Raw genomic sequence first — 22371 nt, forward strand, 5'->3', positions numbered from 1 at the left:
AGAAAGACTTTTGGTTACCAGCATTTATCTTTCAATTAAGCATCGTTGTGTCAATCACTTGTACAATAGTAGTGAATGCAGCAACCAAAGCGAAAGCTTAAGCAAACGACATTTTATAATACCGGCAAAGAAGCCAAATATCATCCCAACAAAAAAATAAAATAATTTATAAAAAGCATATTATGTTACATTATACAGCAAATAAAAAATTTGCTTTCTTATTCCTCGCTTTAATGATTGCCGGCGTTGCAGGCAATGCGCAAAAAGCTAAGCGGGTACAACCTACATGGTGGTTCGGCGAATCTGGTGCTGCAAACTTCAATACCTACCGCGGTACAACCCAAATGCTTAATAGTAACCTGACAGTTCCTGCAGCATTTCATAAAGGAGACGGCATTAAACCTTACGCATCTTTATTAACAGAGTATCGTCCAAATAAAGTATTGGGAGGTATGCTGAACGTAGCGTATGACAACCGTGGTGGAAGTTACGACAGTGTTATGGCTCCTTGTAATTGCGGAGCAAATCTATCAACCAATCTTAGTTACATAACTATTGAACCAAGCATTCGTGTAGCACCATTTTCTTCTGCATTCTATGTATTTGCGGGGCCAACTATAGCCATCAACATTACTAAGGCTTTTACTTATTTGCAAGACAAGCAAACAGATAAAAGAGGCGATTGGAGTGATATCCGCAAAACTGTCTTTTCTGCCCAGGCAGGTGCAGGCATTGATATTCCCATTTCAGCAAGAACAAGTACAACTCAGTGGACGCTATCGCCATTTGCATCTTTTCAAACAAACCTTGGCCAGGCGCCCCGTTCTGTAGAGTCATGGTCTTTATACACCGTCCGTACGGGTATAGCACTTAAATTTGGAACAGCCAAAAAGGTAGCTCCTGTAAAAACAATAGCTGAAGTTGCAGCCGCACCGGTTGCTGAAAAAGAAGTGCAATTTTCGGTAAGGGCCCCTAAAGTTGTTCCCTTAAATCGCAAAGTGAAAGAAACTTTTGCTTTACTTAACTCAGTATTCTTTAACCAGGGTTCAACTGAAGTACCAAGCCGTTATACAGCTTTAAGCAGTACACAGGCAGTCGCGTTCAAAGAAGGTCTATTGCAACAAGATCAACCCAATAATTTAAATAACGGTCGTTCTTCAAGACAGTTAGAAGTGTATCATAACATTCTAAACATACTGGGTGATCGCTTGCGTTCAAATCCATCAAGCACAATAGCATTAAGCGGAGCATCAGACAAAAATCCGGCAGAAGGAAAATTGATGGCGGAAAACATCAAACAATACTTAGTGTCGACCTTTGGTATCAATCCTGCAAGAATTAGTACTGAAGGAAGAGACAAACCACTTATCCCCTCAGAACAACCAGGTGCTACAAAGGAACTGGCGTTGTTACGTGAAGGAGATCGCAGGGTAGATATTGTGAGCACTTCTCCTGAGTTATTGATACAGGTTGGAGGCGTTAGTTCACCATTTTTAAAGCCGGTACAAATTACAGCAGTACAGCAAGATCCGTTAGATAGTTATGTTCTTTTTAATACAACAGGAGCTGATGAATTATTGAAGTCATGGAATGTAGAAGTTACAGATGAGCAGGGAAATGTACAGCATTATGGGCCTTATACACAAGACCAGGCAGCTGTTTCAGGAAAAACAATTTTAGGGAACAACACACAGGGCAATTATAAAATTGCGATGTTGGGAGAAACTAAAAGTGGACATTCTATAAAGAAAGAAAGCTCGGTTAGCCTGGTGAAGATGGATGATCCTAAACAAGAAGGTTTACGCTACAGCATTCTGTTTGATTTTGACAAATCAAAGTCAATTGCTTCGTATGAAAAGTTTCTTACTGATATTGTAACACCGCTTATTCCTGAAAACGGAACGGTTATTATTCATGGTCATACAGATAACATTGGCGATGAGAAATACAACAATACATTGTCTTCTGAAAGAGCTGCAAGTGCACAGAAAATCATTGAAAGTGCTTTGTCAAAAGCCGGCACGACAGGAGTAAAATTTGAAACGATTGGTTTTGGTGAGGATGCCGCTAACGCACCTTTCGAAAACAATCTTCCTGAAGAACGCTTCTATAACAGAACTGTAATTATTGATATAGTTCCTTCTAAATAAATAAATAACTTACCCCCATCAAAGTACAGGAACAGGCATTTATGCTTGTCTCCTGTACTTTTTTTATTAACCCGGTTGCTTATACGTGTAGTGAATAAATATGGAATTATGGTTTTAAAAGTCTTTACCTGATTAAGATAATCGAAAAACCTGATTACAATCATGTTTTAACCTGTTGGGCTGGATAAGATCCTGGGTAGCTAAAGTACGCTTTTGAAAAAAGCCCCATGAAAACTATCTCTTTAGCGACCTACTTTTCTACTTTCTCATAGTTCTTTTTAGAATCGTATCCAATTTTCATCTTTTCGCTTACTGTTAGATTTTCTTTGTGTCATTAATCTTAACGATTCTGCATCCTTAGCATCATCTTCGACTGACTAATCTGTATATCCACTGTCTGCGTAAATGCTACTTTCAAGTGCAATAGCCATTTGTAGTTTTCTTTAAAGCCTGTACAGCGCTTTCACTTCCTGGTGCGAAGCAAAATTCGGCGGGTACCGTTGGTTGTAGTTGAAGCATGGACTGTAAGTCGATAAAAATACCGGCGCATACTAGAATGTTTGCGCACTAAAGTTTCCTATTTCAGCATTCCATCTTTTGTAAGACAGTTTAGAGCAATCATGATTATGTAACTGAAACAAGTAGGAAAATAAAGCGTAAAGATCCAATTTCTAAATTCTTGCCCTGGTATAGAAAAGATATTGGCGATAAAGTGTCTATCCATAGTTTACTGACACATACTTCAGGAATACCTGACTTTATTATTCCATATTCGTAGGCCGCTTGATTGATTAAAACACATCATATTCCATTTAGTAGTTTGCATATAGTTTTAATTATCACCCATTACTATTTTTTCTTTTTATCTGCTCCTAAAAATACATGAATGGGCTAAAGAATATTTTTTAAATTATTTGGTTTATTTTGTAAACTACTTTACATTTACTACGCCAAACCAAAACTGATGAAACAAATTCTACTTTTACAAGCATTAGTAGTATTCACTATAAATGCTTTATCAGCGCAAATAAAAATTGCAGGAATAGTAAAAGACAATAAAAACCATCCACTTCCAGGAGCAAGTATTGCTATCGCAAACAGTTATGATGGTGCTACAACAGACTCCTCCGGAGCTTTTAGTTTTCGAACAACCGAAAAAGGAGAGCATATTATTACAGCAAGCAGCATTGGCTACAACACATTTGAACAGAAAATAGACATTGATAAGGAGCCAATAAAGCTGAGTATTTCTTTAAAGGAGAAACTTGATGAGCTGAAAGCTGTAATGGTAACGGCGGGATCGTTTGCGGCAGGTGACTCTAAGAGGGCAGCGGTATTAAGTTCTTTAGATGTGGCAACAACAGCAGGTTCCAATGCGGACATTACTGCTGCATTAAAAACATTACCGGGCACACAACAGGTAGGAGAGCAGGAAGGTCTGTTTGTACGTGGAGGTGCGGGCTATGAAACCAAGCAATTTATTGATGGTACGTTGGTTAATAATCCATATTTTTCAAGTGTTCCTGATATTGCAAGCCGTGGCCGTTTTTCGCCATTTCTTTTCAAAGGCACTGTTTTTACAACTGGGGGCTATTCTGCTTTATATGGTCAGGCTTTGTCTTCGGCGCTTTTGCTTGAATCTATTGATCTTCCTGAAAAATCAGAAATTGACGCTTCTATATCTCCTTTATTAGCCGGCTTAGGAACACAGCAGTTAGCGAAAAATAAAAAATCCTCTTGGGGTATTAATTATAGTTACGTAAATGTTAGCGTGTATTTTAAACTTGTAAAACAAACTCCCGATTATTTTAAAATACCACAATTTCACAATGGTGATGCTAATTTTCGTTTTAAAACCAAAAGAGGTGGAATGGTAAAGTATTATACTACTTTTAGTTATGGTAAACTTGGATTAAGAAGACCGGATATTGACAGTTTACATTTAAAAGATGCGTTTGGCCTGACTAATTATAACTGGTACAACAACCTTAGCTGGAGAGAAAACTTGGGCAATGGATGGAAGATGAATCTTGGAACAAGCTATAGTACCAACAAAGACAACATCAGTCAGCAAATCCAGGATCAGAGTAATCAGCCCAAAGAATTTGTAAACGGGAGTTATTGGATGCAAAATAAAAATTTTGGATTACAGCACCGTCAGGATTTATCACAGTTGAGAGCAGTTTTTGAAAAGAAGCTTGTTGGCATTAGCTCCGTACGCTTTGGTAGCGAGTACTGGTATTCTTACGACAAGAGTTTCATACATGATTCCCTGTATAAACTTATTGATAATTATACGTCTGTTTTTGCAGAAACAGAAATTTATCTAACCAACGATTTAGCAGCTAAAGCCGGTGTTCGTTTCGAGAACTCTTCTCTCATTCATAAGGCTGATATAGCTCCACGTCTTTCACTGGCATATAAAACTGGTAAAGACGCACAAATGTCTGTCGCTTACGGTATATTCTATCAAAAACCCGAGAATAACCAATTGTATTATTCAACGAGTTTAGGAATGACAAAAGCAGCGCATTACATAATCAATTACCAGAAAATGACCCATGAACGGATTTTTAGGGTAGAAGTGTATTACAAAAAATATGAAAATCTTATTAAAACCATTCCTGCTATAAATTACACTTTTGGCTTTGACAACAATGGCGCAGGATATGCAAAAGGCATTGATGTTTTTTGGAGAGATAAAAAGTCCCTAAAAAACTTTGATTACTGGCTAAGTTATTCTTACATCGATACGAAACGTGATTACCTTAATTATCCTAAACAGTTACAGCCCAACTTTGTAGCCAACCATACCGCCTCGGTTGTAATGAAGCGCTTCTTTACTAAAATAAAATCTGGTTTTAATTTCACTTATAGTTATGCTTCTGGCAGGCCTTATTATAACCTGATAATTAATAGCAATAATAAATATTTTATTGCAGACGAAGGGAAAACTAAAAGTTACAATAGCCTCAACTTTAGCGCGGAATGGGTACCAAGTATTGGAAAAATAAATGCAAAAACATTTATAGTATTGTTTGCAAGTATGACAAATGTGTTAGGACAGAACCAGGTGTACGGCTACAACTATTCATATAATGGAATGTATAAAGAACCTATAATGCCACCTGCAAAACGTTTCTACTTCATCGGCTGCTTCTTAAGTTGGGGTGTAGACAGATCTCAGGATGCAATCAACAATAATTTGTAAACCAGAACAATAAGGGTGCTAAAGCAAGAAATGCAAAACACTTTATAAAAATCTTCTTAATTCAGAATAAACTAATATAATAAACAAAACAAAAAAAGATGAAAAACAGAGAATTCGAATTTGCTAAAAACGTAAAGTCAGGCGCTATGGCTTTAGTTATTTTACTAATGCTTACAGCATCATCATTTGCACAGAGCGACAAGTTTACACAAGCAATGCAAAAGAATATTCAGCTATTAGATTCAGCAAAAACAAGTGAAGACCTGGCTGCTGTTTCAAGTGCATTCGAACGCATTGGGGATGCCGAAAAAAATCAATGGCTGCCTTACTATTATGCCAGCCTTGCCCTGACTACTGTCGGATGGATGGACCAAAAAGTGGATAAAGATAAAAATGCTGAGCAAATAAAAGCCTTATGCAATAAAGCTGAGGCAATAGAAAAAAACGCAGAAATCTGTTCTATAAAAAATATGGCTGCAACACAGCAAATGCTGGTTAATCCACAGGAACGTTGGCAAACATTTGGAAAGGAAGCATCTACTGCATTAGAACAAGGTTTGCAGTTAGATTCTAATAATCCGCGGTTATATTATCTACAAGGAATGAGTTTATTTAATACCCCTGAACAATTTGGAGGTGGTAAAACTAAAGCAAAACCTGTTTTTGAAAAAGCAGTTGCATTATTTAAGGCAGAACATGCAAAGCCTTTATATCCCCAGTGGGGATTAAAACAAGCAGAAGATGCATTGGCAAAATGCCAGTAAATATGGCTATTACCTATACCTGTAGTAGAGCTTTTTTATACCGCTGCTTTGTTAACACTATACCATTTAAATATGCAAGAAGCCGAAAAAGAATTTTCGCCGCAAGAAAGTTTACAACTGATTACGAAAATGATAGAAAACACAAAAAATTCTATCAGTGACCGCAGCCATTACTTTTTATTGTGGGGCTGGGCAGTAGTTATAGGTTGCTTAACCCAGTATTTTTTAAAAGTGATTTTAAATTACCCTAAGCATTATTATGCCTGGTTGGTAACTCCCATTGCAATTGCATTGCATTTTGTTCTTAAATACAGGGATAGGAAAAAAGATCGGGTAAAAACTTTTATCAACGAAGCAAACGCTTATTTATGGACTTCAATAGGCCTGTCTTTTTTTGCACTCGGCTTTGTTTTTGCCCAGATCGGATGGCAATATTGCTATCCTTTTTACATATTGCTTTATGGAATAGGCACCTATATTTCCGGCAGGCTTCTCAAGTTTAAACCAATGATAATTGGCGGCTTGCTTTGCTTCGTATTGATGATTGTTTGTGTTTATCAGCCTTACGACGTTCAAATGCTTATTACTGCATTCGCCGTTGTTATCAGCTACATTATTCCCGGATATTTGTTGCGAAATCAATACAAAAAAACAAAAAATTACCTCTTATGAATGAAAGCGAAAAAGAACTGAGCAGCGAAGAAAGCCTGAAGCTTATCAATAGAATGATACATGAAGCGAAAGGATATTTTCATGAAAGTGGCCTTGGAGCTTTAGTGTATGGCTTTGGCGTTTTGCTATGCAGCCTGCTAGCGTATGCAGTTGATGTAAAGATGATCTCGTTTCCCTTTTCACCTTTTTACCTGCTCGTTCCCGTTTTCTTTGTACAGTCATTGATACATTGGCGGGAAAACAAAATGAAGAAAGCGAAAACTTTTACTGACGAAACAATAGATTATGTGTGGACGGGTTTCTTTCTATCAGCCATTGCAGCTTTTTCAGCAAATTTTGCAGGAAAAACATATGTGACAATAACTATCATTTTATTTCTCGCAGGTTTTGCTACATTTTTGACCGGTATGATAGCAAAGTTTAATTATCATAAGATTAGTGGTATTATATGCCTGTTACTTGCATCAGTTTCTTTTTTTATGCAGGACGCCATTATTTATTTGTTATTAGCTATAACTGCGGCAATGGTGTGGATTATTCCAGGTTTTATTTTAAATATGACTTTTAAGAAACAGCAATATGCAAGATGAAAAACAGCTAACTGAAGCAGAAAGTCTACAATTGATCACAAGCATGATCAGTAAGGCGAAAAACGATTATGTAGACACAGGCATTGCTGCTTTAATGTGGGGAAGTATTATTACACTTTGTGCGATTGCAACTTTTTGTAATTACTGGTGGAATATTCGATGGCTTGACAATATATGGTGGCTTACTGCAATTGCTCTTATACCTCAGCTTATTATTTCTTATAGCGAAAGAAAAAGAAAAAAGTTTAAAACATATTACGATGAAGCGATGGGGGGTATTTGGTTGAGTTTTGCAATAACATTGTTTCTTTTAACCTACTATACAAACCTTTATAATATACCCAACCCTAATTCGCTTTTCATAATTGTATATGGCATTCCTACTTTTGCCACAGGTTTCTCCAGGCGCTTTACGCCAATGATCATTGGTGGCATTGCCTGTTGGATTTTTGCAATTGCAGCTATGTATGTCCGTTTTCCTTACAGTATGTTGTTAACAGCAGCGGCGGCACAACTGGCATGGTTTATACCGGGTTTAATACTTAGAAAAAGATACAGGAAAGCAAAGGGACAGCATGTTTAAAGAATTAGATCCAATATTACATTCTCAACTACGCCTTGCAGTTATGAGCCTGCTTATAAGTGTAAAGGAAGCCGAATTTACTTTTATACGAGAAAAAACAAATTCTACGGCTGGAAATCTTAGCGTGCAAGTGCAAAAATTAAAAGAGGCGGGATATATAGAAGTAAATAAGCAATTTAAAGACAATTACCCCCAGACAACATGCAAGGTAACCCCAAAGGGAATAGAAGCTTTTGAAAATTATGTAATGGCACTTCAGGAATATTTGCAGGTAAGAAAGCAGTAGGAGCAGTAAGTATTTAAGAAGGGGAGTGCAGCCAACACTAAGACTGTAGACGAGAGCCGGCCCGTGCATTTGTCTGGCAGAACAATTGGCATTTCAAAGTGTTTACTGCTGTTTCCCGCAATGCAATTGACATAGTAAACAATTAAAAAGGGAGTGGCAATCTGACAAGAAAATGATTTAGATTTACAAGGGCTTTCAGGCAACACATCAAGAAAACGAGTAAACCTAAAAANTTAAATTTTATGGCTAGCAACAGCGTTTCGTTACATAGAGTTCTTAAAGCGTCTTCAGAAAAAGTCTATCGTGCATTTACTGAAGCCAATGCACTTGCATCGTGGATACCTCCTTATGGCTTCCTTTGTAAATGAATGTACGGGTAGATGGAACTTACAAGGATGTCATTTCATAATTTTCGACTGGTATATCGAAACACCCTTCAAACATTCGCACCTAATCGCATACAAGCGGTGAGTCCGTCTATTCGATTAGCGGTTCCTTGTACGATAGTTTGTGCAGAATGCTATACCATTTGAGGAATGCTGGCCCCTTTAAACAAAAGCCAAAAACCAAGAGCAATTTCATCAAGCGCAATGGGGCCGTAACTGGCAGGTATAATTGGTTTCTCTACCTCAGGAAAGACAATGATTGCAAATTGACTTATTAGCAATAGCAAAGAAGCAAATATGCCCCCAAAATGCCAGTACTTTAGGTATGTATCTTGACCTCAACAGAAGAAAATTAAATATCGTCGACCCTAAGCCTAAAAATACCGCAACAATAACAAAAGATAAAGCATACATAGAATGCATGACCGACAGTGCTTGTATTTGATTTGGATCAAATGCTTTCAGGCGGTCAGCATCGGTCACGAACTGCATCGCGACAAAAGAGTTTAAAATGGCTGTGCAGGCAAGTGTCGTCTCTATTAGTCGGAAGAATACAGCAAGCAATGCGAGCTTTTGGTTTACCGGTCTGAGTAATACATAAAGCGCCCAGATAAGTACGACATCAATAGCAAAGGTGATTATGTTATTGGCAATACCTATGCGATAGAGTCGCTCCTTGGCAATGATGTTAGCGGCTGTTTTTGCAGCGTCTCCGCTTGCAACAAGGGTGGAAGGAAAGTGTACATAAAACTCAGCGAAGAGACCAGTAGCCATAGCAACCAGATACAGAAGTCCTGCAAGCCGTGCTGCTTTAGATTGTGATGTAATATTTGTTTGAGCTTTTTAACAAGAATGAATACCAAGAATTTTTGCTTCTGTCAAATCTTCAATCAGCTATTACAAATTCTCTAAATTTCCAAAATTTGATGGTTCTGTTCTGCTAACCAGGTTATTTTAGAATGCAATATTTTAAATTAAAATTCGGTTTAAGATATTGGTAACTGGAAGAGTTGCTATTTGTTAGATGAAAAGCAGCTGATGATGAAACGATGCAAAGAAGTCGCTATAAATTCTCATCGGTAGTAGCCTTAAATGAATTGCTCTGAAATATTCAACACATACATTAAAATAAGTCGATTATCATAGTTTATTGTATTATATCGTATTTTTACAGTGCTATTTAAAGACAAGGTTTCATGAGGAATTCATGAGTTCGAATAAAAAAGGTGATATAACTGATTGAGATATATAGTTTTAGAAAATAGGTTCTTTTCCCTCTCTCTCCGCTAATAAGAGTTTAAAAATCATTCAAAACGCTATAAACAATTGATTTATAGCGTTTTTTATTTTTAGTACATTTTCAATTCTTTCATTTTTTCGCATACTTCAGGTGACCTATTGGTGACCTGGCACTTTAAATTTTTACAGGTCACCAGAAACCTTATAAGGAACTGATAAACGAGTAGTTCAATAATTGAACATCTTGTCTTGCACTTTTTGACAAACTACATTTATAACTAGTAAAAGAAAAGGTGTATGAACCGGATTAGTGTCCTTTTTAATATAAAAAATCCAAAATGGTTACAGATGGAACTGCGCCACTGTATATGCGGGTAACAGTTGATGAACTTCGCATTGAATTATCAGCGAAATATTTTATCGATCCAGTAAAATGGAACCAAGGGTGCTGGTAAAGTTATTGGTAATACTGAAGAAGCCAGAAAACTAAATGCTTATGTCAGAAATCTTGAACAGGATGTCTATGAGGCGCACAAGGCAGTTAATACAAGAAGGTAAAGTAATCACTACCGAAACCCTTAAAAATAAGTTGTTAGGTAAAAAAGACCCTATACAACAGCTATTGAAACTGTTTTTAATCTAAAAATTTACTACTTTCTATTCTGCAACAGTTCCTGCAAAACCAGAAGTAACAAGACAAATTAAAGTTTTTAACATGGTCTAAAAATTCTTCACTTTTTTATTTAAATAGATATTCGCCATCGCTATTTAAAATAATGGTTAAAACTGATTAAAAATTGCAGTTTGAAAATCAGTCCTGCAATACCTCGCCATTTGCTCATCCCAAAAAGTTATAAATATGGTTACGGAAACGATTCGCTACATTGTGTGGTGAACTTCTTCACAATTAAATCCAATTCGAATGAAAAAAGCGTTACTCTACACTGTAACAATCGTATCTCTGTTACTTTTTCCAAAGGTAAATTTTGCACAGACTCCGCCCCAGTTAGGTACTGCGGCCAATTTTGTTATCTTCACTTCTGTCGGAGCTGTAACTAACACCGGAACCTCTCATCTCACCGGTAGTGTGGGAAGTAACAGCGGTTCGAGCACAGGCTTTGGAAACGTCAACGGTGTCATGCAGAACAATAATGCTGCAAGTGCCCAGGCAACAACTGATTTGCTGAGCGTATATAAGCAACTTGATACCGCTAAATCCACATTCTCTCATGCACCACTTTTAGGTAACGGAGACACACTTAATGCAGGTGTTTATTCTGTATCCGGAAATACAACTTTGAACCTAAACCTTACTTTAAACGGAAAAGGAGATTCGTCTGCTGTGTTTATTTTCCAAATTCAGGGAACGCTTTCCTCAGGCGCTAACGCTAAAGTTATTTTGATAAATGGTGCACAGGCATGTAATGTATTCTGGAAAGTAGAAGGTGCGGTAAATTTGGCTGCGGCAACTACTATGAGAGGGACTATTGTTGCCAACAATGCTGCGATAGATATAAGTACAGACGATACGCTTGAAGGACGCGCTCTTTCCACTGCAGGAGCTATTAGCATTAACGGAGTGTCAGCTTATACCCCAACAGGTTGCGGAAGTCCTTTACTTACTGGACCCGTTGCGCCTGACCTTGCTTCCACAGCAAACTTTGCATTGTTTTCTGCTAACGGAGCGGTTACGAACAGCGGTGCTACCTTTGTTAAGGGCGATGTAGGAACCAATGTTGGCTTAACTACGGGTTTTGATGCTTTGAACGTAAATGGTAAAATACATCCCATTCCCGATGACTCTACCGCAGCATGCGCAAGCGATTTGCTAATCGTATATAATTATTTAAACACCCTGCCTGCTGACATCGAGTTGTTATATCCGGCGCAATTTGGAAACAATCTCGTTCTTACGCCACATACCTACCTGATGAATGCAGCTACCACCTTCACTGATACACTTTACCTGAATGCCCAGGGCAATGCCAATGCCGTATTTGTTATCAAGATAAATGGCGCCCTTTCTACCAGTACTTATTCAAAAGTTATTTTGCTTAACGGGGCCCAGGCAAGCAATGTATTTTGGAAAGTTGACGGCGCTGTAAACATAAATGACAATTCGATTTTTAAAGGAACAATTGTAGCTAACAACGGAGCAATTAGCTTAAACACAGGAGATTCTCTTGACGGAAGAGCACTTACAACCAACGGGGCTTTCAGTACTGCTGCAATAAATGCCGCTATCCCCGCCAGCGGTAGCACACTTCCTGTTACGTGGTTAAGTTTCACAGCAGAAAAAAATACCAGTACCACTGTATTATTAAAATGGTCAACTGCAAATGAAATAAATAATCATCATTTTGATGTGCAGAGAAGCAGTAATGGGACTAATTTTTCAACCCTTGGTTCTGTGGTTGCAAGCCATAATTCTGCTACGGTTCAAAATTATTCTTACACCGAATTTAAAACAATAAACGGCAATAATTTCTACCGTCTAAAACAGGTAGACCTGGATGGCAAGTCCAAATATTCCGCAGTTGTAAAGATAAATATGACAGGCGCTTTATGGGCAATATTTCCTAACCCTGCAACAAGTAAAACAACTGTTCAAATCCGCAGCCAATTAAAAAATGTTTCTTTTATATTGGTTGATAATTATGGCAAAATAATTTATTACCGTTCTTTGCAAAATGTAAGTGCGGGTGAGTTTAAAGATATTCCTTTAAGCAATTTATCAAAAGGAATGTATATGCTTAAAATTGAAAGTGATAAAGGAAACAAAACAGAGAAGATTATTGTGAAATAAATTTTTAGTCCTCTAAAAGTAAAAACCACCGGTAAAGTTATCGGTGGTTTTTTTAGGCAATAATTTTGGGAAGCAATCTTTAAGAAAAAGGAGTATTTCATTTTTCGACCTGGTCTAAAATTCTCACTTTGGCTGTCCCCTCTTTTTTCCTTAAACTGATATTCAACATACCTAATATGCTTTACCAAATTATAGAAAGGAAGGCGGGTAATAATTACAGAGATATGGTTTACGAAAGAAAAAATGTTGATGTGTGTAAGTATTGGAAGACTTTTTGAACATTATAAAGGAAATTTAGCTTCTCTGCCTTTTATTCGTTACATTATACATATGGCAAGCCCATCTTAATTTTTAAATTTCTGAAAAACGCTTATAATTTTATAGAATGGAATTAGCTAACGCTGAATAATCGTTAAGGGATAATATAAATATGTCCTCCTTTTGCAATTAAAAGAACTATAGCAGGCACGAATATTGCGGTAATGAGAGAGGTGCGTTAACTCTTTTCGTTTTATTTTTGTTTTTAAGCAATAGAAGTACTTTTTTAATTTTCTGATACTTTAATCGGTCTTTTGGATTTTTAAGTTTTACTTTTAGTACTTTCTAATATTGATTTATTATTTGGGTTAACGTATTAAGTGACAGCTTCGGCTGTCCTTTCTTTTATTTATCGCTTCATGTGTTACCAAATAATTAAGTGCTTTATAACTATCACTAAAAAAATAACTTCATTCATAATTTTCAGTTCCTTAAAAACGCCGCCCATCAATTCCTGGTCTTCAATTATTATTCTAGGTCCATTCTTGTTCATAGCAATCAGTTTAGTGGAGGTACTTTAAAAAACAAGCAAAGAAATAAGGAAAATACTTTTCTTAGAGGTATAAGTTCTAATTCTATCGCATCAGTCATTAATCTTATTGCTCCAATGCCTATAATCGTTAAAAAACTAGGTTTCCGACATTAAACTATCAAATTCCATTGTATGGTTATAAATTTATCCCAACCGGTAAAAGCATACTTCACCGATGATGATTTAGACGATTATCAATTATTCCTGGAAGCTGTTTCAAAAGTTTCAAAAAACATAGAGTTAGTGTCGTTCAGCAATTGTGAAACACTTTTAGAGATGCTAAAACAAAATACTCCACAAATACTTTTTATTGATATTCATTTGGGCAATACGACCGGCATTGAGTGTTTAAGAATTATTCAAACCCTGCCTCACCTTTCGGCAGTTCCCAAGGTGATTATGTCAACTTATGCCTCGAGATTGCAAATAGATGATTGTGAACAAATGGGATGTAAATACTATTTACAAAAACCCAGTTCTTTTGTTGAAATAATAAATGAAATGCAGAAAATATTTGAAAAAGACTGGGAATGCAATTAGATAAATTTCCAAAAATGCTACCCTACATATATCCAATCTCCCGACGATAGATGCCATTCCACTACAAATACACCGGATATTTTACAACTACTGCAAACGGATTAAAATTCAGTAAGACAGAATGGCAAGTTATTATTACTATCGGCTGCAGAGCACTTTCTGATGACGAGATAAACTGCCACAAACTGAACGAAGAAGTAACTTATTATTTAATCTGTGTACAAGATAATGAGATTGGTTTTAATTAAGATTTTTCAGAACACATATTTGAAATCTTTCAGTTTTAAATAATAAAAGTAATTATGGAGGCACAGTTATAGGATTAGCGCTTTGCAGGAAAATTGTAAATAATCCTGGAGAAATAATAACAGCAAAAAGCGAAGAAGGGCAAGGAGCTCAATTTTAAAGGGCAATAGAAATATCACTATAAGGTAGTAGCAGCAGAGAAGAAGCAGTACCATCAATGGCGCCATTACTTCGTAAAGAAGTTTTGCCATCTCCAATTTTTAAAACGCCCCCTCCATTTGCATCGTGAGTTCATAATTTTCTGAAAGAATACTCACTAGAATCGCATAGATGGTTAATGACCGGCCTGTTCAATTATCGAACATAGATGCAACGCTTTGATGTACAAAAAGTAATCTATGGTAAGTCTGAAGCTAAACAGGCGATAACTAACGTACTCGATGCAGTCTTAAATACTCATAAATACACTTCTATAGCGGAACTCAATGCGGTGGGTAAGGCACTAAAGAATTGCATAAACAAATAATTCAATCTAAAAACTGGCTAAGAGGAATACATCACAAATGTTCTTCCACCCATTTACATGCTTATCTTAATGAGTACACCTTTAGGTTTAGTAGAAGAAATGCAAGGAAACGGATATTTAATGATGTAATAGGAAAGCTTATGCATCAAATTCCTCATCCTTATCCAATTTTAAAAACGTTTGTGCTTATTTTGCCTAATCCTGATAATCAATGTTAGAGGAGGTACTAACGATATATGATAGAAGTGGCTATATTGCGCTTTTCTTCAAATTATAGACTAAGTGAGACTAATATTTACACTGCTTTTTTTTATTAAACATTTATCACTGTTTGCCCAATCATCTATTTCAGGTACTGTTTCAAATGCTTCCAGAACGCCAGTTCCTTTTGCAATGGTTACCCTGAAAGAAGCAGATAATTCCTATACTCGGGTTACACAGACGGACAGTATTGGTCGTTTCTTTTTCAATAATGGCAATAACGTCGCTTCTTCTATTATCATTACCCATATTGGCTACGAGCCGTATGAATGGCCCTTTGTTCTAAGCCACGATACAACGTTTGCTGTACATTTGAAGCAAAGCGTTAAACAGTTAAGCGAAGTAAGGGTTGCAGGAACCAGGGCTGCTATCGAACGAACGGCTGATAAAGTAGTGTATAACCTGGGTAGTAGTGTTATAGCAGCAGGAAGCAATGCGTTTCAAGCCATCAGCCAAGTTTCGGGTGTACAGGTAAGCAACAACGAAATTAGTGTGGTAGGACGTGGGGTTGTCAGAGTGATGCTTAACAACCGTTTGATTCAACTGCAGGGTGAAGACCTGTCACGCTATCTGAAATCATTTTCGGCTAACCAAGTTGTACGTATCGAACTTCTTACCAATCCCTCCGCACGATATGAAGTAGAAGGCAACGCAGGGCTTATTAACATTATCACCAAGCAAAGTAAACTACAAGGCTATTCCGGTAACGTGCAACTGGCTTCCAAGTATTATCAGTCAGGTCAATCTTCAGTGTATGGCATACAAACATTTGGTGAGTTTAGTGGCAGCGCCAACCTTGCATATAATTGGAATCGCTGGTCTGCGTATGGCAGCTTTAATCATGTGCGAGATCGTCACCTGGAAGGCTTCCAGTTCGACTTATTCTACCCGAAGCAACACTGGTTACAAACTGACACTGGACTTTATACCCACAATGCTTATACGGCTCTTATTGGGGTGGATTATAAACTTAGTTCAAAGGCTGCCATTGGCGCATACTATTCGGGTGGCAGAGATATGTACGATGGTTCTGATAACGTTCGCAACCCCATCTACAATAGCTTTGGAGTAGTGGATTCTTTATTAAAGACATATGCTCATTACCATCCCATTGCTCTGCCCGCAGCCCTGAACCTTCATGCGGACGTAAAGTTGGATACAACAGGCAAGCATCTTTTCATAAATGCCGATTACTTCAACTACTATCGTAATGATATTTCTGATTTTGAAAGCAACAGTTACGATGCAGCAGGAAACCAGAAGTCAGATGGTAAAACACTATACTTTGATAGGAACAAACAAAACATATTGATTTACACTTTGAAGGCGGATATGGAGTGGCCTACCGCCTTTGCCACCTATTCTTTTGGCGGTAAATTGAGCTACATCGCCGAATACAGCAATGCCTTGTACTACAATAAAACGGGTGCTGTAGGACGGGTGTTTAACACAAACCTGAGTAATGAGTTTAGCTATACGGAGAACACGCAATCTTTCTACGGCAGTTTGAACAAAGAGGTTAACAAATGGAAACTTCAGGGAGGTATTAGGGGTGAGATTACGCAGACCAAAGGGTATTCATACACCATCCAGAAAACCACTATAAACCACTATGTCAAGGTGTTCCCGTCCTTGCTGGCAGGGTATACTGCAAATCCTGATAACATTCTTTCCCTGGTTGTTGGCAGGCGTATTAATCGGCCAGCGTTTTGGAACTTAAATCCATTTAAATCGCTTTTTACCGCCTACAGCTACGGCGAGGGCAATCCTTATCTTCAACCTGAATACGCCACTAATCTGGAATTGTCTCACGCTTATAAAAACATCCTTCGAACATCCTTATTTGCCAACAAAACAGGTAACGGTTTTGTAAATGTTACCATACCCCATCCTGACACAAACCTTGTTTATACCATACCATTGAACTTTATTCGCACGGTGAGAATTGGGATAACAGAGAATGTTACGTTTAAACTATCTAGGTGGTGGGAAAGTAGTGCGATGGTAAGTGTCTATCACACCTCGGCACATTCTTCACTTTCAAACATCAGAAGTCTCAAGGGAGAAAGTGCTTACTTTTCCAGCACGAATAACCTGTACTTCAACCAAAGTAAAACCTTTGCAGCAGCTATCAATTTTTGGTACCAATTTCCTGAAGTAGACCATATTGGAAAAACTGACAGATACTACAAAATGGATGTAGGTTTTAAAGCGACAACGGCTAACAGGAAGTGGGATATAGCGGCAAACCTGAATGATGCCTTCCGTAGCAGTGCCCTGGCATATTCATACACGGTGAATAATATCGCCCAAAAGTTTACTAACTTTCAGATCATCCGTTATTTCCAGCTAAGCCTAACTTACCGCTTTGGAAGCGGTTCAGGTTCTTCAACAGACCGAAATGCAGGAAATGAAGAAGAACGTGCCCGTGTTCATTAATTAATGGGGAATACATTCTCGGACTTTAGATGTTCCTTACAAATTTCATGTTGCACTATGATATGGAAAATTGTAACGGTTTTAAGATAAGCTGTAGTTTTACATGCTTCGGCTTTTTAATTTCCTTTTAAAATCTGAATGCACTAGCTTATAAAATGAAGCAGTGCGTTTCCTTATGCTCAAATAAAAGTACCGGCTCGACAGGTCTATCATATTTGAAAGCCGGGGTGTCTTAACCGACAAATGCTTTTGCTGCCGGAATTTCTTTTAATTGCTGATAAGTGCATCGACCAGTATTAGATATTACAGGTGAAAAGGCTGATATATTAGCAAATGACCTGTAACTGGATTGCAGGTGTATGAAGCAGCTCAAGGTGTGTTCGGTTACATCGGATATACTCCTTCATACCATCCGGTATTTGGTAGCCAGGTTTGTCTTAAGCAACTTTAGGTTATTCTAAAATAGACTTAAAATAATTTTTTGGACTTTATACAGATGTAATGCCAAGGATAAGAACGATAAAGCCTTCCTTTTTTGGAAAGATCAGAAACTTGGCAGAATGAAACGTGACGTAAGATTAATGTTCATGGGTTATGGAATCTGGCAGACGATGAAGGTGTTGTCTGTGCTGATTCCTGTATAATAAAATCTGAACTGTTTCCTTTCGATGAAGACCTACGGGTTAAAACTATTAATGAATGGATTGTCCAAAGACGGGATTAAGCACCAAAAATTAGTGCATGAGTATATTAATCCAAATTTTATTGCAATTATAGAATTTGAAAGCCTGGGCGATAAAACGCTTTCAGGACGGGTTAGAGTAATAGCCGAATGGACTTCTGTCAGCCCCCTTTTTACCAATGCAATGTTAGCGTTAGTTGAGTCTTCTTAAAGGCTTTCGCTCTTCTATATAACTATTCCTAAATAAATCAATGTCAAAGCTATAGTGTCAAAAACTGCATGGGAAATAATAGGATACCATAAATTTCCTTTATAGCGCCAAAGTAAAAATGTCCAAAGTAATCCTCCAAAAAAGGAAGGAACAATGCCGAAAATGCTTTGTTGCCAATAGTATAACCCAAACAAAATACTTGCTAAAAGCCCGGCAAGCAAAAATGAGTATTTAATCTTCCTAAACCATTCTTGAAGTGTTGTTTGAATAAATCCCCGGAAAACGATTTCTTCATAAAAGCCTCCCACTATCCATGCAGCAACTATTGTGATAAGCAGATTTAATAGTTTTTTCCTGATAAAATCGTACTCCGGGTTCTACAACAAAAAAATGAGCGAAAAGCTAATTATTCTCTGCAAGCAATTAAAAAATACAGTAGCAAAGGTGAGAGCATGTCAATTATTAAAATTTCAGGTACAAGTTTTAATTGAAAATGTCCATAGATTAGAACTATTAATGCTTGCGAAGGAGCCATACCAAAGCCAATAATATAACCACATAAGAAACGGGAAATACTTTATTTCCCTGGAATAATTCTTACGTTATTTAGCTTAAGTGTAAGCTAAACAACAGCCGGACTTATTTGCTCAATGACGTTTTGGATAATAAGAGCCGGATGTGTTGAGAAGCCAAGTTCTGGTTCTGTGAGCATCATCGGGGGAAGCTCCCGCTGCTGACTCGCCTTAGCATTTATTGTAAGAGTAATCATGCAGCACGCAAGACGGGTAACAAGTTTTTTCTTTTCTTAAAAGATAAACTAAAGCTGCCCATCAACCGTGAGAAAAGCGGCATACGCGAACCTGTTCAGTTCGCCATATTGGGACACAGATATGTGCCTACTTATGAGAAAGGGACAAAGGGCAAATACCAACTGCTAGTAAGCGATAAGAGTTGGAACAAACTGAAACAAGAGCTTAAAACCATTACCCGTAAAACAACTCCATTAAGTGTAGCCGAACGTATACACAAACTAAAAGAGGTTGGCAGAGGATGGCTGAATTACTTCCGTATGCCAAGTGTGACCGGCAAACTCAGAGACCTTGACAGTTGGATACGCACAGGCTCCGCTGTTGTAGCTGCACGAATGGAAGAAGCCCGAACGCAAAAGGAAAAACCTGTTACGATTGGGTGTAGACCAACAACACGCCTATACATGGAGCAGAACAAGAATGGGCGGATGGGCTGTAGCACAAAGCCCGATATTGGTAACAACTATTACTTTGGAAAGACTAAGAAAGCGAGGTTATGAAGCAATGCTTGATTATTACTTAAAAGTATCCCCACGACTTAATGTACCGCTGTATACGAAACCCATACGTGGTGTGAGAGGTGCACCCTGCTACCCACAAGTGGCAGGGCAATCTACTCGATTACCGGCTGCCCTACTTAACTAAAGAATGGCCAGCCATACTTGTCTGCTCAGTCCTAAATCTTCTTGGAATCTTGGAATCTAAGAACCCATTTTTCTTTATAAATACAAGTTCTGCTAACCATAAAACTTTTGGTTCAATAGGTCTGTTCAAATCAGTAATATCAAAAAATGTATATCCAGCCTCATTCATAAAATTCATCATTTTTAGAATTGTATTGTCAAAATGTTTGCAAGAAATTGCTACTTCCACCATAAATATTTCAGTTTTGCCCAAAAAAATAGAAGCACCTTTTAAAACCTCTATGTCCCATCCTTCTGCATCAATTTTTATGATGTCCGGTGTTGGTAGTTTATTGTCAGCTAACAATTCATTCAGGGTCACAACTTGAAGATCAACTTGTTTAAATCCACGCTGGTGTGCTTCTTCCTCAGTGAATTTAAAGGAACAGCTATGGTCTTTATCATGAATGGTAAATTTAAAACTCCCTGCAGACGCACCTGCACCTACACCATTGAAGTTGATTTTTTTATTAGTATTTAAAAGGTCTTCAATAGAGGATTTTAGCCAATATTGTGGTTCTAATAAAGTGTAATAAGCATCAGGAAAATGTTTTAAAGCCTCTCTTGTCCATCTTCCATGATTTGCTCCTATGTCTACAATATGTACAGGATTAAAACCGAAAGACTTTAAATTAGTATAAAAAAGATTTAATAGAGAGTTCGTGCCAAGAGAATCTTTTGCTGAATAACCTAATTTATGTGCTATAGGACGAAATAATTTAATAAGTATTTTTTTTATGCTCTTTTTCATAATGATAAATTTATGATTTCTTTTATTATCCAATTTGTCTACCTATTCAACTTCTCTTGAAAACTTATAATGCATCAATTTCCAAACAAATAAAGTTGGAACTTAAAGCAACGGTCTAATCAGGGTTGCCGGTAACGTTAAACGTTTATGAAGTTGTGGTAATTGAAAAACGTCAGGTTCGATTAAGCACAAAAGCAAAATAATGATTTGACCCGTCCTGAAAAAAGTTGTCTCTTTTAGGGTGTAAATCCTGCTATTGGTTGTCTAAGATAATACATCCTGAAATAGGTTTAGTTTTTGGTGACTGTTGTGCGGTGGCAAAAAACATTTGCGGTTGCTCCCAAAGCTATAGCTAATGTTTTTTTGCGTTGGCCTGTTATGGTTCCTGCATACTTACCTCCTTCTTTTTTAGGGGTTGATAATAGTTTTTCCATCGCTTTATTTGTGGGCCTTGTTGCTTGTGCACATTGCCTGGTATTTGCCAGTTAAGACTGCTATGTCTTCGTTTATAATTATAGATAAGGATGGATCGGTTAATATGAGCCGCGGCCTGATCAATGGTGTCGTAACAGGGGCTTAGAAGTTCAGATTTTAAGATGCCATTTACTCTTTCTGCTATCGCATTTTCATATGGGTCTCCGTTTTGTGTCATGCTTATATGTGCATAATGATCGTGCAGTAATTGTACATAAGCTTTACTGCAATATTGCATGCCCCTATCGCTGTGATGTATTACTATTCTGTCTGCAGGTTTTTGATCTAAAGCTTTTTTTAAAGCAATGATTGCGCTGCTTACTTTCATATCATCGCTTACATAATGACCTACTATTTTTCTTGAGTAGGCATCGGTAATAAGAAAGAGGTAAGCAAAGCGGTTTTTAAGAGGTATATAAGTGATGTCGGCTACCCAAAGTTCATGTGCCTTTAATGGCGTGAAATCCTTTACCATATTGGGATATCGGTAAAAGAAGTGCTTGCTGTCGGTGGTGTATACACTGCGTTTTGTCTTACGTACCAGCAGCTTGTTTTTTTGTAGCAATAAGAAGAATTTATCTCTTCCCATAACTATGCAATGCTGCTTTAAAAACGGCTGCAGCATTATATACAACTTGCGACCTCCACAACGCGGCTGATGCTTTCTTATAACATCAATTTGAGCAATTATTATCTGCTCCTCAGATAGGTGCTGTAATGTTCTTTTTTGTTTCTTATGATATGCCTGAACAGAAAATCCCAACAGTCGGCAAATTGCTTGCAGACTATAATTTGGCTTTACCTTTTTTACTTCGAGGACTGCTGGGTACCAGGCTTTTTTCTGATTGAAATTTCAAGCTGTTTTTCTGCCACATCTATGAGCTTATCTAATACTTCGGCGCGCAGTTCCTGGTGTTTTAGTTGCTTTTCAAGAGAAGCTATTTTATCAAGCAAGGCTGCATGATTTGCATCGGCTTCTCTCTGCTTTCTCTTCATCGGACTAATGTAATGCTTCTGCTGCAAATTGGTCTTAGGCAAATTGTGAACGCCTTGATATACCTGTACCCAATTACAAATCGTTGTTCTGCTTACACCATACTTTTCCTGCAGCTTTCGGTAGCCACAACGGGTGTTTAAATACTCCTGAATAATCTGATCTTTCAGCTCCATTTTTAGGTCGTTTTACAGACAACCTATTTCAGGACGAGACAA

At 37.5% G+C, this 22371-nt stretch carries 24 protein-coding genes and 1 pseudogene; 17 read left to right on the forward strand and 8 right to left on the reverse strand.

The window, feature by feature from the left end; genetic code table 11:
• Positions 1 to 182: 182 nt before the first annotated feature.
• From B154_RS0118445 to B154_RS33645, 9 genes are all read left to right on the forward strand, one after another.
• The gene (locus tag B154_RS0118445) at positions 183 to 2150 is read left to right on the forward strand and encodes an OmpA family protein (protein ID WP_018615810.1); all 1968 of its coding nucleotides are present in this window, start codon (positions 183 to 185) and stop codon (positions 2148 to 2150) included.
• Positions 2151 to 2799: 649 nt separating this feature from the next.
• Positions 2800 to 2928, forward strand: coding sequence for a serine hydrolase (locus B154_RS33950; protein ID WP_157580872.1), 129 nt, complete (start codon positions 2800 to 2802; stop codon positions 2926 to 2928).
• A 186-nt stretch (positions 2929 to 3114) separates the two neighbouring features.
• Entirely contained in the window at positions 3115 to 5361 is a 2247-nt protein-coding gene (locus B154_RS0118455; protein WP_018615812.1) for a TonB-dependent receptor, read from the forward strand.
• A gap of 98 nt (positions 5362 to 5459) precedes the next feature.
• Positions 5460 to 6125 carry a hypothetical protein gene (locus B154_RS0118460; protein ID WP_018615813.1) on the forward strand — a complete coding sequence of 222 codons (666 nt, stop codon included), beginning with the start codon at positions 5460 to 5462 and terminating at the stop codon, positions 6123 to 6125.
• A gap of 72 nt (positions 6126 to 6197) precedes the next feature.
• Positions 6198 to 6797 carry a hypothetical protein gene (locus B154_RS0118465; RefSeq protein ID WP_018615814.1) on the forward strand — a complete coding sequence of 200 codons (600 nt, stop codon included), beginning with the start codon at positions 6198 to 6200 and terminating at the stop codon, positions 6795 to 6797.
• A complete protein-coding gene (locus B154_RS0118470; protein WP_018615815.1) occupies positions 6794 to 7387 on the forward strand; it encodes a hypothetical protein in 594 nt (197 codons plus the stop codon). Before B154_RS0118465 ends, B154_RS0118470 begins: the two co-directional genes overlap by 4 nt.
• The gene (locus B154_RS0118475) at positions 7377 to 7970 is read left to right on the forward strand and encodes a hypothetical protein (protein WP_018615816.1); all 594 of its coding nucleotides are present in this window, start codon (positions 7377 to 7379) and stop codon (positions 7968 to 7970) included. The genes B154_RS0118470 and B154_RS0118475 overlap by 11 nt, the downstream gene beginning before the upstream one ends.
• The gene (locus B154_RS0118480) at positions 7963 to 8256 is read left to right on the forward strand and encodes a winged helix-turn-helix domain-containing protein (protein WP_018615817.1); all 294 of its coding nucleotides are present in this window, start codon (positions 7963 to 7965) and stop codon (positions 8254 to 8256) included. The genes B154_RS0118475 and B154_RS0118480 overlap by 8 nt, the downstream gene beginning before the upstream one ends.
• A gap of 242 nt (positions 8257 to 8498) precedes the next feature.
• Positions 8499 to 8624: an SRPBCC family protein gene (locus B154_RS33645; RefSeq protein WP_281166884.1), complete on the forward strand. Its 126-nt coding sequence runs from the start codon at positions 8499 to 8501 to the stop codon at positions 8622 to 8624.
• A 152-nt stretch (positions 8625 to 8776) separates the two neighbouring features.
• On the opposite strand, the gene B154_RS33955 is transcribed toward B154_RS33645, so the two are convergent.
• Both B154_RS33955 and B154_RS0118485 read right to left on the reverse strand, forming a co-directional pair.
• Positions 8777 to 8929, reverse strand: coding sequence for a hypothetical protein (locus B154_RS33955; protein ID WP_169337679.1), 153 nt, complete (start codon positions 8927 to 8929; stop codon positions 8777 to 8779).
• Complete coding sequence (locus B154_RS0118485) at positions 8886 to 9470, reverse strand: DUF4386 domain-containing protein (RefSeq protein ID WP_342664126.1); 585 nt, start codon at positions 9468 to 9470, stop codon at positions 8886 to 8888. The genes B154_RS33955 and B154_RS0118485 overlap by 44 nt, the downstream gene beginning before the upstream one ends.
• Positions 9471 to 10249: 779 nt before the next feature.
• On the opposite strand from B154_RS0118485, the gene B154_RS33960 reads away from it, so the two are divergent.
• From B154_RS33960 to B154_RS30880, 3 genes are all read left to right on the forward strand, one after another.
• Positions 10250 to 10336 carry a hypothetical protein gene (locus tag B154_RS33960; RefSeq protein ID WP_425423116.1) on the forward strand — a complete coding sequence of 29 codons (87 nt, stop codon included), beginning with the start codon at positions 10250 to 10252 and terminating at the stop codon, positions 10334 to 10336.
• Between the two features lie 41 nt (positions 10337 to 10377).
• Entirely contained in the window at positions 10378 to 10524 is a 147-nt protein-coding gene (locus B154_RS32545; RefSeq protein ID WP_157580871.1) for a hypothetical protein, read from the forward strand.
• A 279-nt stretch (positions 10525 to 10803) separates the two neighbouring features.
• Positions 10804 to 12687: an ice-binding family protein gene (locus tag B154_RS30880; protein WP_018615820.1), complete on the forward strand. Its 1884-nt coding sequence runs from the start codon at positions 10804 to 10806 to the stop codon at positions 12685 to 12687.
• Between the two features lie 682 nt (positions 12688 to 13369).
• Here the strand turns inward: B154_RS30880 and B154_RS33650 are convergent.
• Positions 13370 to 13498, reverse strand: a complete 129-nt coding sequence (locus B154_RS33650) for a hypothetical protein (RefSeq protein WP_018615821.1) — start codon at positions 13496 to 13498, stop codon at positions 13370 to 13372.
• Positions 13499 to 13669: 171 nt separating this feature from the next.
• Between B154_RS33650 and B154_RS0118510 the strand changes: the two genes are divergently transcribed.
• The 4 genes and pseudogenes from B154_RS0118510 (at position 13670) to B154_RS0118530 (ending at position 18442) form a co-directional block, all read left to right on the forward strand.
• On the forward strand, positions 13670 to 14077 hold the full coding sequence (locus B154_RS0118510) for a response regulator (RefSeq protein ID WP_018615822.1): 408 nt from the start codon (positions 13670 to 13672) through the stop codon (positions 14075 to 14077).
• A gap of 753 nt (positions 14078 to 14830) precedes the next feature.
• A pseudogene (locus B154_RS33450) lies at positions 14831 to 15067 on the forward strand (transposase); the annotation flags it as partial.
• Between the two features lie 64 nt (positions 15068 to 15131).
• Positions 15132 to 17549 carry an outer membrane beta-barrel family protein gene (locus B154_RS0118525; protein ID WP_018615825.1) on the forward strand — a complete coding sequence of 806 codons (2418 nt, stop codon included), beginning with the start codon at positions 15132 to 15134 and terminating at the stop codon, positions 17547 to 17549.
• 695 nt (positions 17550 to 18244) lie between these two features.
• A complete protein-coding gene (locus tag B154_RS0118530) occupies positions 18245 to 18442 on the forward strand; it encodes a hypothetical protein (protein ID WP_018615826.1) in 198 nt (65 codons plus the stop codon).
• A 14-nt stretch (positions 18443 to 18456) separates the two neighbouring features.
• On the opposite strand, the gene B154_RS33965 is transcribed toward B154_RS0118530, so the two are convergent.
• The gene (locus tag B154_RS33965) at positions 18457 to 18801 is read right to left on the reverse strand and encodes a CPBP family intramembrane glutamic endopeptidase (RefSeq protein WP_083934987.1); all 345 of its coding nucleotides are present in this window, start codon (positions 18799 to 18801) and stop codon (positions 18457 to 18459) included.
• A 263-nt stretch (positions 18802 to 19064) separates the two neighbouring features.
• The gene (locus B154_RS32550) at positions 19065 to 19211 is read right to left on the reverse strand and encodes a hypothetical protein (protein WP_018615829.1); all 147 of its coding nucleotides are present in this window, start codon (positions 19209 to 19211) and stop codon (positions 19065 to 19067) included.
• 108 nt (positions 19212 to 19319) lie between these two features.
• On the opposite strand from B154_RS32550, the gene B154_RS33455 reads away from it, so the two are divergent.
• Positions 19320 to 19751, forward strand: coding sequence for a group II intron maturase-specific domain-containing protein (locus tag B154_RS33455; protein ID WP_026260294.1), 432 nt, complete (start codon positions 19320 to 19322; stop codon positions 19749 to 19751).
• 133 nt (positions 19752 to 19884) lie between these two features.
• On the opposite strand, the gene B154_RS0118555 is transcribed toward B154_RS33455, so the two are convergent.
• The 3 genes from B154_RS0118555 to B154_RS29035 form a co-directional block, all read right to left on the reverse strand.
• Positions 19885 to 20685: an FkbM family methyltransferase gene (locus tag B154_RS0118555; RefSeq protein ID WP_018615830.1), complete on the reverse strand. Its 801-nt coding sequence runs from the start codon at positions 20683 to 20685 to the stop codon at positions 19885 to 19887.
• A 376-nt stretch (positions 20686 to 21061) separates the two neighbouring features.
• The gene (locus B154_RS0118560; RefSeq protein ID WP_018615759.1) at positions 21062 to 21922 is read right to left on the reverse strand and encodes an IS3 family transposase; all 861 of its coding nucleotides are present in this window, start codon (positions 21920 to 21922) and stop codon (positions 21062 to 21064) included.
• A 44-nt stretch (positions 21923 to 21966) separates the two neighbouring features.
• Positions 21967 to 22329 (reverse strand): hypothetical protein, encoded by a 363-nt coding sequence (locus B154_RS29035; protein WP_018615758.1) that lies wholly within the window; start codon positions 22327 to 22329, stop codon positions 21967 to 21969.
• Between the last annotated feature and the right edge of the window lie 42 nt (positions 22330 to 22371).

It is taken from the genome of Segetibacter koreensis DSM 18137, from assembly GCF_000374045.1.
In the GTDB taxonomy this organism is placed as follows: Bacteria; Bacteroidota; Bacteroidia; order Chitinophagales; family Chitinophagaceae; genus Segetibacter; species Segetibacter koreensis.